The 17,050-nt window shown below is 50.1% G+C and carries 14 protein-coding genes; 10 read left to right on the top strand and 4 right to left on the bottom strand.

Features of this window, described 5'->3' with window-relative positions:
• The first annotated feature begins 22 nt into the window (after positions 1-22).
• The 6 genes from PsAD5_RS03275 (at position 23) to PsAD5_RS03250 (ending at position 6,171) form a co-directional block, all read left to right on the top strand.
• The gene (locus PsAD5_RS03275; RefSeq protein ID WP_057461836.1) at positions 23-886 is read left to right on the top strand and encodes an ABC transporter ATP-binding protein; all 864 of its coding nucleotides are present in this window, start codon (positions 23-25) and stop codon (positions 884-886) included.
• Between the two features lie 123 nt (positions 887-1,009).
• On the top strand, positions 1,010-2,035 hold the full coding sequence (locus tag PsAD5_RS03270) for a ribonuclease T2 family protein (RefSeq protein WP_208982050.1): 1,026 nt from the start codon (positions 1,010-1,012) through the stop codon (positions 2,033-2,035).
• Positions 2,036-2,110: 75 nt separating this feature from the next.
• A complete protein-coding gene (locus PsAD5_RS03265) occupies positions 2,111-3,355 on the top strand; it encodes a phenylacetate--CoA ligase family protein (protein WP_063291078.1) in 1,245 nt (414 codons plus the stop codon).
• Positions 3,356-3,528: 173 nt separating this feature from the next.
• Positions 3,529-4,575 carry a ferrochelatase gene (gene hemH, locus PsAD5_RS03260; protein ID WP_063291077.1) on the top strand — a complete coding sequence of 349 codons (1,047 nt, stop codon included), beginning with the start codon at positions 3,529-3,531 and terminating at the stop codon, positions 4,573-4,575.
• 148 nt (positions 4,576-4,723) lie between these two features.
• Entirely contained in the window at positions 4,724-5,698 is a 975-nt protein-coding gene (locus PsAD5_RS03255; protein WP_063291076.1) for an SPFH domain-containing protein, read from the top strand.
• A 5-nt stretch (positions 5,699-5,703) separates the two neighbouring features.
• A complete protein-coding gene (locus tag PsAD5_RS03250; RefSeq protein ID WP_063291075.1) occupies positions 5,704-6,171 on the top strand; it encodes an NfeD family protein in 468 nt (155 codons plus the stop codon).
• Between the two features lie 2 nt (positions 6,172-6,173).
• Here the strand turns inward: PsAD5_RS03250 and PsAD5_RS03245 are convergent, their stop codons facing one another.
• From PsAD5_RS03245 to PsAD5_RS03235, 3 genes are all read right to left on the bottom strand, one after another.
• Positions 6,174-7,034, bottom strand: a complete 861-nt coding sequence (locus tag PsAD5_RS03245) for an OmpA/MotB family protein (protein ID WP_063291074.1) — start codon at positions 7,032-7,034, stop codon at positions 6,174-6,176.
• A gap of 23 nt (positions 7,035-7,057) precedes the next feature.
• Entirely contained in the window at positions 7,058-7,828 is a 771-nt protein-coding gene (locus PsAD5_RS03240) for a motility protein A (protein ID WP_008551696.1), read from the bottom strand.
• Positions 7,829-8,027: 199 nt separating this feature from the next.
• On the bottom strand, positions 8,028-9,041 hold the full coding sequence (locus PsAD5_RS03235) for a KpsF/GutQ family sugar-phosphate isomerase (RefSeq protein ID WP_063291073.1): 1,014 nt from the start codon (positions 9,039-9,041) through the stop codon (positions 8,028-8,030).
• A 242-nt stretch (positions 9,042-9,283) separates the two neighbouring features.
• Here PsAD5_RS03235 and PsAD5_RS03230 point away from each other — a divergent pair, with 242 nt between their 5' ends.
• From PsAD5_RS03230 to PsAD5_RS03215, 4 genes are all read left to right on the top strand, one after another.
• Complete coding sequence (locus PsAD5_RS03230; RefSeq protein WP_208988465.1) at positions 9,284-10,795, top strand: outer membrane beta-barrel protein; 1,512 nt, start codon at positions 9,284-9,286, stop codon at positions 10,793-10,795.
• Between the two features lie 203 nt (positions 10,796-10,998).
• A complete protein-coding gene (locus PsAD5_RS03225; RefSeq protein WP_063291071.1) occupies positions 10,999-12,216 on the top strand; it encodes a lytic murein transglycosylase in 1,218 nt (405 codons plus the stop codon).
• A gap of 62 nt (positions 12,217-12,278) precedes the next feature.
• The gene (locus PsAD5_RS03220; protein WP_208988464.1) at positions 12,279-13,439 is read left to right on the top strand and encodes an SGNH/GDSL hydrolase family protein; all 1,161 of its coding nucleotides are present in this window, start codon (positions 12,279-12,281) and stop codon (positions 13,437-13,439) included.
• Positions 13,440-13,625: 186 nt separating this feature from the next.
• Positions 13,626-14,966 (top strand): methyl-accepting chemotaxis protein, encoded by a 1,341-nt coding sequence (locus PsAD5_RS03215; RefSeq protein WP_208980703.1) that lies wholly within the window; start codon positions 13,626-13,628, stop codon positions 14,964-14,966.
• Positions 14,967-15,606: 640 nt separating this feature from the next.
• Here the strand turns inward: PsAD5_RS03215 and PsAD5_RS03210 are convergent.
• Positions 15,607-17,040, bottom strand: coding sequence for a glutamate synthase subunit beta (locus PsAD5_RS03210; RefSeq protein WP_063290280.1), 1,434 nt, complete (start codon positions 17,038-17,040; stop codon positions 15,607-15,609).
• Between the last annotated feature and the right edge of the window lie 10 nt (positions 17,041-17,050).

Below are 17,050 nucleotides of genomic sequence, written 5' to 3'. Positions count from 1 at the left end.
TTCGCAGGTTAAGGCTGATCTCATGAACGCAATTGCAGAACAGACATCAAAATCCAAGGCACCAGCCGCTAACCTGCAGGTTGCCGAAGACATTTTGTCTATCAACAACATCGAAGTCATTTACGACCACGTGGTTCTGGTTCTCAAAGGTGTTTCTTTGACCGTGCCTAAGGGTGGTATTGTTGCTCTGCTGGGTGCGAACGGTGCCGGTAAGACAACGACCCTGAAAGCAATCTCCAACCTGCTGCAAGCGGAGCGTGGAGAAGTGACGAAGGGCAATATCATTTTCCAAGGAAAGCAAGTTCAGGCGCTTTCTCCGAATGAGCTGGTTCAGCGCGGATGCATTCAGGTCATGGAAGGCCGTCGTTGTTTTGGCCACCTTTCCATTGAAGATAATCTGATGACTGGTGCCTATACCCGCAAAGATGGCAATGCTGAGATCAAGCGCGATCTGGAAATGGTGTATGACTACTTCCCGCGTTTGCGTGAGCGCCGGGGTTCTCAAGCGGGTTATACTTCTGGTGGTGAGCAGCAGATGTGTGCAGTGGGTCGTGCCTTGATGAGCCGCCCAGACATGATTTTGCTGGATGAGCCAAGCATGGGCCTTGCTCCACAGTTGCAGGAAGAAATCTTTGAGATCGTGAAGAAGCTGAACAAGAATGAAGGTGTGTCCTTCCTTCTTGCTGAGCAGAATACCAACGTTGCGCTTAAGTACGCGACCTATGGGTACATCATGGAAGCTGGCCGTATCGTGCTGGATGGTGATGCTGATTCTTTGCGCGAAAACGAAGACGTGAAAGAGTTCTATCTAGGTGTTGGCGGAGAGGGGCGTAAATCCTTCCGTGATGGCAAACACTACAAACGCCGCAAACGGTGGTTGGCGTAATCTACACTAATTGAGAACTTGCCCCTAAAATAGTGGGGGTGAACTGTCACAGGAAGTCAATGTATCTGGTTTTGAATAATCTGCATGCTGCTTATTGCTGCAAAAGGTATTTTGGAGGACCACATGCATTTTCTTTCTAAAGTGATTGTCGGGGCTGCGCTTTTGAGCGTGGCCTCTGTTTTGCCTGCTGCTTCTCAAGTGAAATTGGACGGTTTCTTTCTTGCAGAGGAAGCCTGTCCAGCATTTCAATCTATTCGTAAGCAGACAAATCCTGGAAACGTTCATGTGGAACGGATGCGTGCCTATGAACTGCTTGGGAAGAACAAATCGCAGGCATCTCATTACTTCATTCGCATGAATGGCGTAAATCCAGCTGAGCGTTGGGTGGATGTTTCCTGTGGTCTGCATCTGGTTGAAGCTGATGGTAGCGGGCTGAATACTGGCAATGGTTCTGGAGGTTCTGCCGGATCAAATGTGGTTCGCCCTGCTGTCAAAGGGCCTTCGGCAGACGCTGAGTTCCTGCTTGCTGCGAGCTGGCAACCTGCTTTTTGTCAAACACATCAAGAGATACCAGAGTGTTCTTCTCAGGTGGAAGGACGGTTTGATGCGAGCCACTTTGCATTGCATGGTTTGTGGCCTCAACCGCGTGGCAACTTCTGGTGTGGAGTAACGCGGGAAGAAAAGCGTCTGGCAGAAGAGCGTTCTACACGGGGGCAGTTGCCTCCAGTTGAGTTGGATGATGCAACTCGTGAAGAGCTGGACAAGGTGATGCCGGGCGCTCAATCCCATCTGGACCGTTATGAATGGGTGAAGCACGGCACTTGTTACAGTGACAATGCAGAAGAGTATTACGCAGAATCTCTTGATCTTATGGAGCAATTGAACGGTTCAGCTGTCCGTGATCTGTTTGCCGCCAACATCGGTGAGGTGCTCACGACAGCGCAGGTTCGTGCGGCTTTTGATGAAACCTTTGGCGCTGGTGCCGGGAACCGCGTTCAGGTGCGTTGCAAAGGTGGTTTAATTACCGAGCTCTTTATCAATCTGAAGGGCAGGGTTGAGCCAAATACCCCGATGAGTGAGTTACTGTTGGCCGCGAAGCCGGTGCAATCTGATTGTCAGGGCCGCGTTGATCCTGTCGGGTTTAACTAGAGTACCTGTCCAATAAATTTGCGGGAGGCTTTCGTCTCCTGCTGGGAAGATGTTTGAGGCCATGGGAGGGCTTCTATGGGAAACCAATATTTTGATGAGTTGGAGATCCGGTCCCCAGAGGAACGAGAAGCTGATTTGATGGCTCGGCTGCCGGGGCAGATTGCCATGGCAAAGAACGAGGCGTCTGGTTGGGCAAAGCATCTGGCAGATGTTGACCCAGCTGAAGTCACGAGCCGTGAAGCTTTGGCTAAGCTCCCTGTTCTCCGAAAGTCGGACCTTCTTGCTGCTCAGGCTGAAGAGCCCCCACTTGGTGGGTTCGCTTCTGGTGACTTTTCTACATACAAACGCATCTTTATGTCTCCGGGACCAATCTGGGAACCGCAGGGATCCGAAGCTGATCCATGGAAATCAGCGCGTGCGTTCCATGCGACTGGAATTCGTCCGGGTGATATCGTTCACAATGCGCTGTCCTATCACATGACACCGGGTGGGTTCATTCTGGATCAGGGTGCACGTGCATATGGCTGTGTGGTCTTCCCAGCAGGTATTGGTAATACGGACATGCAGGTTTCTGCGATCTCGAGCCTGCGCCCGACGGCTTATGCCGGTACTCCGGACTATCTGAAGGTTATTCTGGACCGTGCTGCCGAGTTGGGGGCTGATGTAAGTTCCATCAAATATAGTCTTGTTTCCGGTGGGGCGCTTTATCCGAGCTTGCGTGAGGAATACGCAAGTCGCGGCGTGAAAGTTCTGCAAGCCTATGCGACGGCTGATCTAGGTATCGTGGCTTATGAAAGTGAAGCCATGGAAGGTCTGATCGCCAACGAAGATTTCATTATTGAAATCGTTCGTCCTGGAACGGGAGAACCTGTTGCTCCGGGTGAAGTGGGAGAGTTGGTCGTGACGACATTCTCGCCAACCTATCCGCTTATTCGTTTTGCAACGGGAGATTTGTCTGCAGTGCTACCGGGCATTTCGCCGTGCGGTCGTACGAATATGCGCCTGAAAGGGTGGATGGGGCGGGCAGACCAACGTACCAAAGTGAAGGGCATGTTTGTTGACCCGGCACAGATTGAGCGCCTGCGTAAAAACGCTGGTGATGAGGCCGGGCGTGCGCGTCTCTCAGTCGTGCGCCAGGGTGAGCAGGACCATATGATCCTGAAGGTCGAGACTGAAGCTGCAAGTGATGAATTCATTGCGGCTTTGAAAAAATCTCTGAAAGAGCACACTGGCCTCAATGGTGACGTGGAGCTGGTTGCCCCCAATACCTTGCCAAATGATGGCAAAGTGATTTCTGACGAACGTGAAGTGACTGCATAGCAGCTTTTGATTTGATCGATTTTGAGAATGCCAGTCTGCGTATGTGGGCTGGCATTTTTCTATTTTGGGTAGTTTCACGGTAATAATCAGAAAATCATAGGGTTTGACCTTGGCGCGAGCATTGGGAAACTCTATTTAGCAATTGGATTGGATCTGATGCGCATAGGGGTCTCATGAACCAGAGCACAAGCGGTAACGCAACAAAGCAAGAAAACCACCCTCCGGTCTCCTTTGGGAAAGTGGGTGTGCTTCTTGTAAATCTTGGGACACCAGACGGGACAGATTACTGGTCCATGCGTCGTTATCTGGCAGAGTTTCTCTCAGATCGCCGCGTCATTGAGTGGTCGCGTTTTCTCTGGTTGCCCATTTTGCATGGAATTGTCTTGAGCAAGCGCCCGCAAAAGTCTGGTGAGGCCTACAAAGAGATCTGGAACAACGAGCTGGATGAAAGTCCGTTGCGCACCATTACACGGAGTCAGTCTGACAAGCTTTCTGAGATGCTTTCGGGGCTGGGTGACAATGTTGTTGTCGATTGGGCTATGCGTTATGGCAATCCATCCATTGCGAGCCGTCTTGATGCGCTGAGGGAAAAGGGTTGCGACCGTATTCTCGTCTTCCCGTTGTATCCGCAATACTCAGCTTCGACGACGGCGACCGTAAACGATGAAGTCTTTCGTTCACTTTTGAAGATGCGCTGGCAGCCGACCATTCGTATTGTGCCGCCTTATCATGATGACGATACTTACATTGACTCGCTTGCTGCTTCGATCAAGAACAAGCTCAGTGAGCTGGATGAAGAACCAGAGATGGTTCTCGCGTCTTTCCACGGCATTCCGCAGAGCTACTTTGATAAGGGCGATCCGTACCACTGCCATTGTCAGAAAACGACTCGCTTGTTGCGTGAGAAGCTTGGGTGGGATGAGACGAAGCTTCAGATCACCTTCCAATCTCGCTTTGGTCCAGAAGAATGGTTACAGCCTTACACGGACAAGACAGTTGAGAAGCTGGCGAAAGATGGTGTGAAACGGATTGCCGTTTTGAATCCGGGCTTTGTAGCTGACTGCCTTGAAACTCTGGAAGAAATCGCTGGTGAAGCAGCAGAGATCTTTGAAGAACATGGAGGGGAGCAGTTTACCCATATTCCATGCCTCAATGATGCTCCTGAAGGTATGGCTGTGCTGGAGAATGTGGTTCGCCGTGAGCTTCAGGGTTGGATCTAGAAGTTAAGTTTTAATTTACTATGTAAAGAAGAGCACTCGTTTCTTTTAGGAAGCGGTGCTCTTTGGCATTTATTCGTGCAGTTTTCTCTGGTTTTAATGGGACAAAGCTACGATAGTTAAGGCAAATTCCTCCAAAGGATTAATAGATATGGATATTTTGACAGGTAGTTCGATTACTGTCCTCATTTTAGTGGCTGTGATCATTTTTGTTGTATTTGCTGGCGCGAAGATGGTTCCTCAAGGCTACAACTACACAGTTGAACGCTTTGGAAAATACCGGAAGACGCTGCATCCGGGTCTGAACATCATCATCCCGTTCATTGACCAGATTGGTCATAAGTTGAATATGATGGAGCAGGTGCTTGATGTTCCAGCGCAGGAAGTGATCACCAAAGACAATGCAACGATTACTGCTGATGGTGTGACTTTCTATCAGGTGTTGAGCGCCTCGCAGGCGGCCTATGAAGTTCTAGGCTTGCAGAATGCGATTCTGAATCTGACCATGACCAACATTCGTAGTGTTATGGGTTCCATGGATCTGGACGAACTGCTCTCCAATCGTGATGAAATCAATGCTCGTTTGCTGCGTGTTGTTGACGCGGCTTGTGAGCCATGGGGCGTGAAGATCACCCGTATTGAGATCAAGGACATCAACCCTCCGAGCGATCTGGTGAATGCGATGGGTCGTCAGATGAAAGCTGAGCGTGAGAAGCGTGCTTCGATCCTGGAAGCTGAGGGTGCCCGGCAGGCCGAGATTGCTAAGGCAGAGGGTGTGAAGCAGTCACTCATTCTGGAAGCGGAAGGCCGCCAGCAAGCTGCTATGCGCGATGCTGAAGCACGTGAGCGTCTGGCACAAGCTGAAGCTAAGGCTACCATGATGGTTTCTGAGGCGATTGCCAAAGGTGACATGGGTGCGATCAATTACTTTGTGGCTAACAAATATGTTGAAGCGTTCGGTGAACTTGCAAAGTCTCCAAACCAGAAAACTCTCATTCTGCCTATGGAAGCAACTGGGATGATTGGAAGCCTTGCCGGTATTGCTGAAATAAGCAAAGAAGTACTGAGGGACAACGAACACCGTCGTTCCAGCCGTATTCCAAATACCGGTAATTCAGAGGGCTGATCGATATGCTGATTGAGCTGTTCCAAAACAGTATCGAACCTTGGGTTTGGTTTGCCTCCGGGCTTGTTCTTATTGGGCTTGAGTTAGCTGTTCCTGGCTCATTCCTGATCTGGTTTGGGGCAGCGGCTCTCGTTGTTGGCGCTCTGGTTGCATATTTTGATATGGACTGGCGCTGGCAGCTTGTGCTGTGGGGTGTCTTGTCTGTCAGCTTCCTCCTTATTGGTCGTCGTTTGACTGTTAAAGACGATGACAAAGAAGGTGATCCGCATCTCAATAAAAGAGGGAGCCGATATCAAGGACGTGTGTTTGTGTTGAAGCAGGCACTCGCTCATGGCAAAGGCACGCTTGAGATTGGTGACTCTATTTGGCGTGTAAATGGCCCGGATTTACCAGCAGGTGCCCATGTGAAAGTCGTCGGCCAAGAAGGCACAACTCTCATTGTGGAAGCAGCTTCAGAAGGCGAAGAGGCCTAGGCCTATTGATATGGATTGAAATCTGGTGGCAGCGGCGGTTCTTCTGCCATCAGCAGAATTGAAATGCGGCGGTTTGCTGCAAGATATGGGTCATTCGGGAAGAGAGGTTCAGAATCAGCTTTTCCCACTACAGAATGAATATTGTTCGAGGGCAGACCATACTCGGAAAGAATCTGTCGTGCTGTGTTTGCGCGATCTGCTGAGAGTTCCCAGCCAGTTTCACTTGGAGCTGTGATGAGCTGTCCTGTCGTCGTGTGTCCGGTAATGCGGACACGGTTTGGCATTTTTGCCAGAACAGGCGCCATTTTAGCGAGTAGCTGCCTTGTTATCTCATAAGGGTATTTTGACCCTTCCGGATACATTGAACGGCCTTCCTGATCCACGATCAGGATGTTAAGGCCTTCATCGGTTTCTTCAAGAATGATGTTGTTGGAGATCTCTGTGATCTCAGGCATTTCCTGAAAAGCCTGCCGGAGCGAAACAACTGCAGTTGCAAACTGTCTCGGCTTCTCGATGTCTGCCTTTTTGGTGGTGTGAGTGTTTGCTTCCGGGCCTTGTTTCCGTTTTTCCGGATGGCTTTCAGTCGCAAAATCAGCGTCTGTAATCTGCTTCTCGTAGGTGATGTCTTTCATAAAGTCGCGTAGTGGCACGCCTTCGATTTCAAGAACGCCTGCGCGTTTGGTCACCTGTTTGATGCCGAATGCGTCTTTGATAGAACCTGCAACGACTTGAAGTTTCTGCTTGTCCTGTACGGAAAACGAGATAATCAAAACAAAGAAGCACACAAGAAGAGACATCAAGTCAGCAAACGTAAGCATCCATGCGGGTGCGCCTGCGGGAGCTGTTTTTTTTCTGCCTGCCATTGTGTTTCTCCCTTGCCGAAGGACTAAGCTGCCGCTTCGATCATATCGCTGCGGCCTTTTTCTGGGATGTAAGCGAGCAACATTTCGCGGATCAGCGATGGGCTTTTGCTTTCACGAATCTGCAAAACGCCGTCGATGACGAGGGTTTGATTTAGCTCTTCCTGCTCAAATTTGGAGTCCAGTTTATCGGCAACCGGGATGCACACAACGTTTGCGATGAGTGAGCCGTACAGCGTTGTCAGAAGCGCAATTGCCATGGAGGGGCCGATTGTGGATGGATCATCCATAGTCGCTAGCATCTGTACCAGACCGACAAGTGTCCCGATCATGCCAAAGGCAGGAGCTGAGTCGCCAAGCGCGCGGTATACGCGAGCGCCTTCATTCAAGCGGGTCAGGTAGAGGTCTCGCTCTTTCTCCATGGAGTCGCGAATGAGATTGTAGTCGTAACCATCAGCCACATATTGCATACCTTTGGCGAGGGTCGGTTCCTCAATCTCGACATTCTCCAGACCGAGTGGGCCTTCCTTACGAGCCGTTTCTGCAAGATGAGCGATATTCTCGACAAGCTCGCGAGGCTCGATCTTCTTATGGGTGAAAGCGAGTTTTGCTCCCATACCAAAAGCACTGAGCAACCCATTTAGAGGGAATCTCACGAGTGTGGCTGCGAGACCGCCACCAACCACGATCAAGATGGAAGGAAGGTCAACGAACTGACTGAAGCTTCCACCCAGAAAGATAGCTATCAGCACAGTTACGCAAGCAGCGATAACGCCGATTATCGTGGCTAGATCCATTTAGCTTACCCGAATGTGCGCCTTTGATGAGGCAATTTAACTAGTGTTAATTTGGGGTATTAAGGCTAACCAAATCCTAATAAATGGCAAAAATCAGGTTGTGCTGTTGGAAGATGTGAACCAAATGGATGGCTATGAGAATCAAAATGCCCGAGGGTGAACACATCTCGGGCATCAAAGAGCTTGTTCCAAGTGCGGGTCAGGCCGCTCCGATTTTCAGAAGATCAAGTGTGCGTATGATTCCAACTGGCTTATCATTACTGACAATGAAGAGTGAGCTGATCTTGAGTGAGTTCATTACTTCCAGTGCTGAGGGCGCCAGAAGCGTCTCTTCGATCGTTTTGGGGTTGTGTGTCATGACATCCTCGACCTTCTTATCCAGAAAGTCCGGGCTGATATGACGACGTAAGTCACCATCCGTGATGATGCCAATGAGTACTCCATCATTATTGGTAATGCCGAGAACGCCAAATCCCTTTTGGGTCATCAAAACGAGAGCTTCTTTCATGAGCATACCGTTCTGGGCGACTGGTAAATGATCACCCGTGTGCATGACATCTTTCACATGCATCAGGCTCGCACCTAGTTTGCCGCCAGGATGGTAAACTTTAAAGTCTTGAGCTGTAAAACCTTTTGCTTCCAAGAGCGCAATTGCAAGTGCATCTCCCAGGGCGAGTTGAATTAAAGTGCTTGATGTGGGAGCCAATCCATGAGGGCAGGCCTCTGGAACTTTAGGCAATGTCAGACAGATATCTGAGGCTTGACCAAGTGCACTAGCTGCGTTGCGGGTGATAGCGATCAAAGGCACCTTAAAACGGCGTGTAAAGCCGAGCAGGCTTGCAAGTTCTTGGGTTTCGCCAGACCAGGAGAGGGCAATAACCACATCATCTTCAGTGATCATACCAAGGTCACCGTGGCTTGCTTCGCTTGCGTGTACGAAGAAAGCGGGCGTCCCGGTGGACGCTAACGTTGCAGCCAGTTTGGTACCAATGATTCCGCTCTTGCCAATACCAGAGACGATTACGCGGCCTTTTGAGTGAGCGATTGTCTCTACCGCTTTTGTGAAAGGCTCTGCCAAGCCGTTGGAAAGACTTGCCTGTAACGCGTTGAGCGCAGCAATCTCTGTTTCAATCGTCTTTGCAGCGGAGTGTATCCACTCATCAGCCGGGCGCAGAGGACGGTCTTCATGCGTTAGAAATGATGGCATATGCATTTGGCACTACTTCTTGGCTTTGCTCTCAGGAGCACAATGACGCTTTTGCAGCAAGATTCCTGCACTAGATAAGAGTGCATTGTGAACACTCTGGGGCAAGACTTGGTTTCCCCTCTACCAAATCTGAATTGAGAAAACAATCAAGGGTAGAGCGTCTCTTTGCAAGGAAACGTTAACCATGTTCGGCGAGTGTGAGGCTTGTTGAATTTCCTTCATTTGAAGGTGGATTGCTGGAATATTTTATGTGGTTGCGCCCAGACGTTTTGAAGAGCATTCAAAGCAGGTCAATTCTGACCTGTGTTTTGATGCTGGGCGCATTTCCGTGGTGTTATGCAGTCGCGCAAACCAGTGATCTGGAGTTTAGGGATAGCCTCGCTTTCGAGAATGAACCGAGTGCGGACTTTGAAAATCCTTCTGAAACGGATGCGGCACCCTTTGAACAGCTGATTGAAGAAGGACGACCACGCATTGGAGCTCAGCCTCCCGTCCAGACTGTTAACCAGCAACTCACTGGTACTGGTCGCAGGAGTAGGGCGGCCAAGTTTTCGGAGAGAGTTGCAGCTGCTTCTCGTCTTTCACGACCCGTTGGTGGAGGTGGGAATTCTGATGAGGGTGTTTTTGATGGAGAGACTGTTCAGGACCGACCTGTTGGCATTCAGCTTGGGTCGTTACGCCTGACGCCGTCGTTTGATGCTGGCCTTGGCTGGACCGACAATGCTGAGCAGGCAAATGGCGGTACGCCGGATGGGTTTTATGAAGTTGATGCGGCAGTTGGTGTGGTTTCAAATTGGGAGCGGCACGGACTCGGGTTGGAGCTTCGGGGTAGCCTTCGCGCTTTCTTTCGTGAGCCTGACAATAACCAGCCTGTTGTCACCGGCCGTGGGAATGTGCGTCTTGATTTGAGTGACCTGACAACCGCCGATATTGATGGTGTTTATTCATTTTCGCGAGAGGAGCGGTCCTCTGCTGAAAATGAGGCGTCGACCGGGCGTACCAATTCTGTGCAGGAAATTGGAAGTAGATTCTCACTCAGTAGGCAAGTTTCGTTGGTTCAGCTGCGTGGCGGCATTGGTGTGGACCGTACGATTTACGGTGGGCAAATGAGCAGTTCGCAGCCTCGCGATAATACTGTGTTTGATGCCACTCTGCGTACATCATTTGATAATGGAGCTGCATTTGAACCTTACTTAGAGGGTGGGTTTCTTGTCCGAAAATACGATCAAGATTGTAACGGTGATCCATCCTGCTTCGATAGAACATCGCGTGGTTACTTTGTAAAATCTGGTCTTCGTGTTGATCGTGGACCTAAGCTTCGTGGTGAGTTTGGTGTTGGTTATCGGGCTGAGTATCTGGATGACAATCGCCTTGATGCTTTGCAGGGGCTGATTTTCGATGGAGCTTTTGTTTGGTCTCCTACACGTCGGGATACTGTGACCGTTAGTGGAGCAACCAGCTTTAGCGGTACGAATATCAGTGGAGCTTCTGGTTCAATTCTTTATGCGGGTGATGCTCGGTATGCACATCAGTTTACTCAGGACCTGGTTGGTGATGTTCAGTTTGGCTACACTTACAGGACGTATCAAGGGGTAGATATTGTTGAGCAGGAGGGAACTGGATCCTTTGGTTTGGTGTGGGCTTTCTCCAAGGATGCAGCACTGCTTTCTCGTTATACGTTCCGTGCGTTTGAGAGCTCTTCACCAAATAGCAACTACACAAGCAGCCTCATTGAAGCTGGCCTTCGGATAAGACGCTGAATTCTTGAAGTGTTTTGGAGCGCGTTAATTTTTCAGAGATGCATCTAGTAAAAATTGACAAGCTTAAAAAGGGGTTTTGATTAAAAACGGCCTTTTTTTTACCATGGTTGACAGTCATGGCAGTAATGCCTCCGGGGGCTAAGCAAAAAGACTGCGCAAAGTGCGCCTAACAACCTCCCATTCGGGTGACTGGAGAAAGCAGTATGCGATTTTCTTCTTTGCCAGCTGTCCTGTGCGCTGGGTTTCTATTTTTCAGCAACTCCTACGGCTTTGCTCAGGGGAGTGATTTTCAAAAATGGATTGCAAGCTATAAGCGGACAGCTGTAGCTCAAGGTGTTAACGCTCAACTCTATGATCGTGTCTTCAAGGGGATGACCCCTGATCCACGAATTAAGAAGAGTGCAGAGAACCAACCTGAGTTTACGCGTGCTATCTGGCAGTATCTGGATAGTGCCGTTTCAGAGGATCGGGTGCACCACGGGCGTCGCATGGTGGATGAATGGTCTGGTTGGCTTGATAAGATCGAGGCTAAATATGGCGTAAACCGTCATGTCGTGCTGGCGATTTGGGGGATGGAAAGTTCATATGGGCGTATTCTCGATAATACATCGATTGTTCGTTCAACGCCTCGTGCTCTCGCAACACTGGCTTACAATGGTGGCCGTCGCGGAAAATATGCACGCAAGCAGCTTATTGCTGCTCTCAAAATCCTTCAAAATGGTGATGTTTCGCCTACGCAAATGCGGGGGTCCTGGGCGGGTGCCATGGGGCATACGCAGTTCATCCCGACGACTTATCAGGCCTATGCAGTTGATATTACGGGTGATGGAAAAAGAGATATCTGGAATAGCATCCCTGATGCGTTGGCTTCAACAGCAGCCTATCTCAACAAGATGGGTTGGCAGTCAGGGCAGACCTGGGGCTATGAGGTTACTCTGCCGAAGAACTTCAATTACCGCTTAAGCAACCAACGCAAGCAGCAGTCTGTTGTGAGTTGGGGCAAGCTTGGTGTGAAGCGGGCGAATGGCTCGAAGTTCCCGCGTGGTGCTGACATGGCACGGCTTTATACACCTGCTGGAGCAAGCGGACCTGCGTTCTTGCTGCTCAAAAACTTCTACGTGATCAAACGCTATAACAACTCAAGTGCTTATGCGCTTGGGGTTGGGCACCTTTCTGATCGATTATTGGGGCTTTCTGGTTTTGCTGTAGAATGGCCGCGTGGTGATCGCCCTCTGACATTTAGCGAGAAAAAAGCGCTTCAGAAGGGGCTTTCCGAGAAGGGTTATAAACCTGGAGCTGTAGATGGAAAGATTGGTCAGAGGACCCGTCAGGCTATTCAGGCTTATCAAAAAGCGTCGGGACTGGTTCCAGATGGTCACGATTCAATAAAGCTTCTTAATAGGTTGCAAGGTAGAACATAATCGGGTTTCCTAATGGCAGGAAACCAATGCTGGTGGTTGGTTCCTGCTGGAGACTCGCGATTATGCAACGATCCTTTTTGTCCTTTGTGTTTGTGGCACTGATAAGCCTTTGCTTTGTCAGTGTTTCTGTTGTGCCCGTTGAGGTTGCAGCTCAGGTGAGAACCAACAGCACAGGCGCTCCCAAAAAAGGCAATAAGTCATTCTTTGGCTGGTTGTTTGGTGGGGGTAATAAAAGAATCGAGCAGGCGAATCCTACAAGGAAGAAGCGAAGCAGAAGTACAACGCGAAAAAACCGTAGTGCTGGCGTTGCTGCAGTCAACACTCCCAAGATCGTTGAGAAAGAAAAGAGTAAGGACGCTAAGATCCTTCTGGTCATTGGTGATGATCTGGCGATGGGCTTGGCTGATGGTTTGAAGGCCGTGTATGCTGAAACGCCTTCGATTAAAGTCAAGAAGCTTGTTTATCCTCATACTGGCCTTGTCGCAGATAAAAACCCGGACTGGCCTGAAGACGTGACAGCTGTGCTGAAGAGCGAAGATGTGGGGCTTGTGGTTGTTTCTTTAGGCGCACGCGATAACCGGAACATCAAGGTTGTAGGGCAAGGTGTTATTGATGGGCAGCCTGCCAGCTACGCTGAGGAACTGCAGTTTCAAGGGGAAGAGTGGAAGAAAGAATACCGCTTCAGGACGGCCTCGTTGGTTGCAGCCGTCCGGAATGAGCAATTGCCTCTGATTTGGGTGGGCCTTGCGCCTGCAGAAGAGTATCTTACGAGTGCTAACTTCAGCTATCTCAATGATTTGTTCAAAGAGCAAGTTGAACCAGCTGGAGGTATCTTTGTCGACATTTGGGCTGCCTTCCAAAGTGAAGAGGGGGAATATACGCCGCATGGCCCGGACATTACTGGTAAGCGCCGCCGATTGAGGGCGAAGGATGGGGTCTACTTTACCTGGGCTGGATACCGCAAAGTCGCCTACTTTGTTGAGCGAGAAATAGCACGCATATTTGGTAGTGCGACGGCCTTCATTTTTGAAGGCGTGAAAGATGATCCGAACTTTATTGTTTTGACCGGTCGTCTAACGTCTCCTGAAACTAAGCTTATCGGGCCTGATGATAAAGGCGGGAAAGCTGCTGCGGGAAGTGATCTGTTTAAGCTGACTGTATCTGGAGAAGTGCTGCCAGAAGTTTCTGGTCGAGCTGACGACACACGTTGGACTGGATTTTAATATTCGAAGTATTTTTTATTGATTGAGCTTTGAATATTAGCGCAGATTCAAGAATTTCTGCAGAAAATTAAATTTTATCGCTGTTTTTTCGAAAATGTATGCAATTCACAGCCTCATGGTAGTGTTCTGTTTACATACATGGGTAACATTACTCACATTAAACTTATGGGTGAAGTGGGGCTATTGATGGTTACCCAACCGCATGTTTTTAAGCTGTCGATGGTAGGCAAGTTTGTCTTGGTCGTATTTCTGGCCATGTCAATCATGTCGCTCGGCACGCTGTTTTCCTTTGTCACAATATACGATGCGTTGACGTCTGCTCTGGGAGATGAGGCGTTAAGGTCGCAGCTTATGTCTGATCATGGGCAAAGCGCGCTAGAGTCGCTGCTTGTCGATAATCTTATGTACATTGTGATGGTCTGTGCACCTGTGGGGGCTCTGTTCTTTGTTGTGGCTGTTGTCATTGCACGGGGCATGAGAAACAACATGGCTGCGTTGCAACGTGGTCTGGATGCTCTGGCTGAAGGAGCATTGGACACTGAGATCAAATGCATAGAACGTGGAGATGAAATCGGGGCGATTGCTCGTTCTATTGCTCAGTTCCGTGTTGTGCTGAAAGATAGGGCTGAAGCAGATGCAAAAGCAAAAATACAGCAGGAGCTGGAACTTGCAGATGCACGCAAACAGGCGTTAGCCAGTGTTGCCCAGGAGTTTGAGGCTTCAGTTGGTCATGTCGTGCATGATTTGCTGGAGATCAGTCAGGCAGTGGAGACACGCTCCAGAGAGCTGGATGCGAGCGTGCAGGGTGCTCACAGTGCCATGACATCTTCCAGTGATGTCGCGCAAACCACACAAACCTCTGTGAAAGCATTGGCTGAAGCGGCAGAAGGTGTGTCGCGTTCTTCGGGAATGATTGGTGATAACACCACACAAGCTGCCCGTTTTGCGCAGGATGCTGCCGTACATGCGCACAAGACCAATGAGATTGTTGGGCGTTTGGTGGAAAGCGGGAAGGCTATTGGTGAGGTGATCGAGCTGATTGATCAGATCGCTGACCAGACTAACCTGTTGGCATTGAATGCAACAATTGAGGCAGCACGCGCAGGGGAAGCGGGGCGTGGCTTTGCTGTGGTTGCAAGTGAGGTGAAAAACCTTGCTGGCCAAACCTCAAAAGCTACCGAAGAGATTTCAACACAGGTTGAGTCGGTGCAAAAGGTTGCTGAGCAAGCTGTGACAGCGATCCGCTCAATCGGAGAGACAATTGAGCAGATCAATTCCTTATCAACTGGCATTAATGAAGCTGTTGGTGATCAGAAACAGGCAACTGAGGATATCTCTCGGGATCTGAATAGTGCGCACCAGAATGTTTCGCAGGTCGCGACAGACATGCTGGATTTGGATAGTGGGTTTCAGGGCACAAAAGATGCTTCGAATGACCTGCATCAGGCCGCTGGAAAGCTGGGTCATCTCTCCGAGAACTTACGATCTGAAGTGGCAAGCTTCCTGGAGAATGTGAAAGCTGCTTGATGTTCTTTGCATGCCTGCGGGCAAATGATGGTGAGTGGTATTTGAAAAAACTTATCCCCCTTAAGCAAATATGCCCTCATACTAATCCCATGCCCACGTGACGGGCAGTTGGCGGACCGTCCGTCAGCGTGTCGTGGGCTGGGTGGGGCTTTTGAGAGAGGTAACGCATCTTTCAAAGGTCCGGTGGAACCGATTTTCAGACGTGACTGCATGGTCTGAGAGGAAGGGCCCAAGCTTGAGGGGCATCACGCAGTGGCATTTGCTGGTCAGAGCAATAAATGTCAGGGACAGAGGACCTGTTTAGGCCGGGAAACTTGCCAAAGCAAAGCCGTTGTCTTTCCAGGAAACTGGCTATCGTGTCTTTCAGGATAAGAGGCGATGTTGTCCATATCAAAATGCCCGGGCAAGGCGCGTAGCCAATGCCAAAGACTCATTTCTAACAAGTAGCGCAGGTGTTGCCTGCTGCCTTGCTCATCCCGACCTTCGGGAATTCTCGTTTCACCACTGCATGGGAGGCCATGCGGTGCTTTTAGTGCTTGCAAGTTCAACTCAGAATGTATGAGTGAGAAAGAATGAAGCAACAACAAAGCCCCGGAAAGCGGGCCTTTCCGGGGCTTTGTTGTTTGATTGTCCGCTGTGTTTAGCGTGGCAGGTTGGAGGAACCTGTCAGGAACTCGTCGATTGAACGAGCGGCCTGACGACCTTCGCGGATAGCCCAGACCACAAGGGACTGGCCTTTGCGCACGTCACCAGCTGCAAAGACCTTTTTGATGGAGGTTTTGTAGTCTTCGGTGTTTGCTTTCACGTTGGTGCGTGGGTCCAGCTCCAGGTCGTCACCAGCTTCTTTGACGTAAGTTTCCATGTTCGGGCCTGAGAAGCCAATGGCTGCAAGAACAAGATCTGCCTTGAGAATGAACTCGGTTCCTTCAATCGGAACACGTTTTTCATCTACACGAGCACATTTTACGCCTGTTACGTGACCGTCTTCATCACCTACGATTTCGAGCGTTGCCGCGGAAAACTCACGTTCTGCGCCTTCAGCCTGAGAAGTTGAGGTACGGAACTTCGTTGGCCAGTATGGCCAGAACTGGTTCTTATCTTCCTTCAGTGGTGGCATTGGACGGATGTCCATCTGGGTTACAGACAGAGCGCCTTGACGGAAGGATGTCCCAACGCAGTCAGATGCGGTGTCACCACCGCCAACAACAACAATGTGTTTGCCGCCAGCCCAGTATGGCTCTTCGCCCGATACATCTTCACCACCAACGCGGCGGTTCTGCTGTACGAGGAAAGGCATCGCATACATCGCACCTTTGAGGTCCATGCCTGGAATGCCTGGATCGCGCGGGCGTTCTGCACCAGTGCAAAGCAGTGTTGCATCGTGACGTGTGTGGATCTCTTCAAACTCTACGTCTTTGCCGATTTCACAACCGTAGTGGAAGGTTACGCCTTCTCCTTCCAGCTGTGCTACACGGCGGTCGATATAGTGTTTTTCCATCTTAAAGTCAGGAATACCATATCGCATCAAACCACCAGCACTTGGTTCGCGTTCGTAAACATGAACTGTGTGACCAGCGCGCGCTAACTGCTGAGCAGCTGCCATACCTGCAGGACCAGACCCAATAACTGCAACAGTTTTACCTGTCTTGGTCGCAGCTGGTTCAGGCTTGATCCAACCTTCCTTAAAGGCGCGATCAGCGATTGCTTGTTCGACAGTTTTAATCGCGACCGGAATGTCTTCCAGATTCAACGTACATGCTTCCTCGCATGGAGCAGGACAAATACGGCCCGTGAATTCAGGGAAGTTGTTGGTTGAATGTAGATTGCGTGATGCTTCTTCCCAGTCGCCAGCGAAAACCAGATCATTCCAATCGGGGATCTGGTTGTTTACTGGACAACCGGCAGGACCGTGGCAAAACGGAATACCACAATCCATACAACGAGCTGCCTGACGCTCCACTTCCGGCTGCGAGAGCGGGACAGTGAATTCGCGAAAATGGCGGATGCGATCTGATGCCGGCTGGTAGTTTTGCTCCTGCCGGTCGATCTCCAAAAAGCCAGTTACCTTACCCATGTCTTCCCCT

The organism is Pseudovibrio sp. Ad5 (assembly GCF_001623095.1).
GTDB lineage: Bacteria > Pseudomonadota > Alphaproteobacteria > Rhizobiales > Stappiaceae > Pseudovibrio.
Note: the sequence above shows the minus strand (reverse complement) of the source record. Positions and strands in the feature narration are given on the sequence as shown.

Bases quoted from the DNA above. Each gene is read 5' to 3' on its own strand.
- PsAD5_RS03215 (WP_208980703.1), top strand. From the start codon at position 13,626: ATGGTTACCCAACCGCATGTTTTTAAGCTGTCGATGGTAGGCAAGTTT.
- PsAD5_RS03250 (WP_063291075.1), top strand. From the start codon at position 5,704: ATGCTGATTGAGCTGTTCCAAAACAGTATCGAACCTTGGGTTTGGTTT.
- PsAD5_RS03210 (WP_063290280.1), bottom strand. From the start codon at position 17,040: ATGGGTAAGGTAACTGGCTTTTTGGAGATCGACCGGCAGGAGCAAAAC.
- PsAD5_RS03230 (WP_208988465.1), top strand. From the start codon at position 9,284: ATGTGGTTGCGCCCAGACGTTTTGAAGAGCATTCAAAGCAGGTCAATT.
- PsAD5_RS03240 (WP_008551696.1), bottom strand. From the start codon at position 7,828: ATGGATCTAGCCACGATAATCGGCGTTATCGCTGCTTGCGTAACTGTG.
- PsAD5_RS03235 (WP_063291073.1), bottom strand. From the start codon at position 9,041: ATGCATATGCCATCATTTCTAACGCATGAAGACCGTCCTCTGCGCCCG.
- hemH (WP_063291077.1), top strand. From the start codon at position 3,529: ATGAACCAGAGCACAAGCGGTAACGCAACAAAGCAAGAAAACCACCCT.
- PsAD5_RS03255 (WP_063291076.1), top strand. From the start codon at position 4,724: ATGGATATTTTGACAGGTAGTTCGATTACTGTCCTCATTTTAGTGGCT.
- PsAD5_RS03270 (WP_208982050.1), top strand. From the start codon at position 1,010: ATGCATTTTCTTTCTAAAGTGATTGTCGGGGCTGCGCTTTTGAGCGTG.
- PsAD5_RS03220 (WP_208988464.1), top strand. From the start codon at position 12,279: ATGCAACGATCCTTTTTGTCCTTTGTGTTTGTGGCACTGATAAGCCTT.
- PsAD5_RS03245 (WP_063291074.1), bottom strand. From the start codon at position 7,034: ATGGCAGGCAGAAAAAAAACAGCTCCCGCAGGCGCACCCGCATGGATG.
- PsAD5_RS03265 (WP_063291078.1), top strand. From the start codon at position 2,111: ATGGGAAACCAATATTTTGATGAGTTGGAGATCCGGTCCCCAGAGGAA.
- PsAD5_RS03275 (WP_057461836.1), top strand. From the start codon at position 23: ATGAACGCAATTGCAGAACAGACATCAAAATCCAAGGCACCAGCCGCT.
- PsAD5_RS03225 (WP_063291071.1), top strand. From the start codon at position 10,999: ATGCGATTTTCTTCTTTGCCAGCTGTCCTGTGCGCTGGGTTTCTATTT.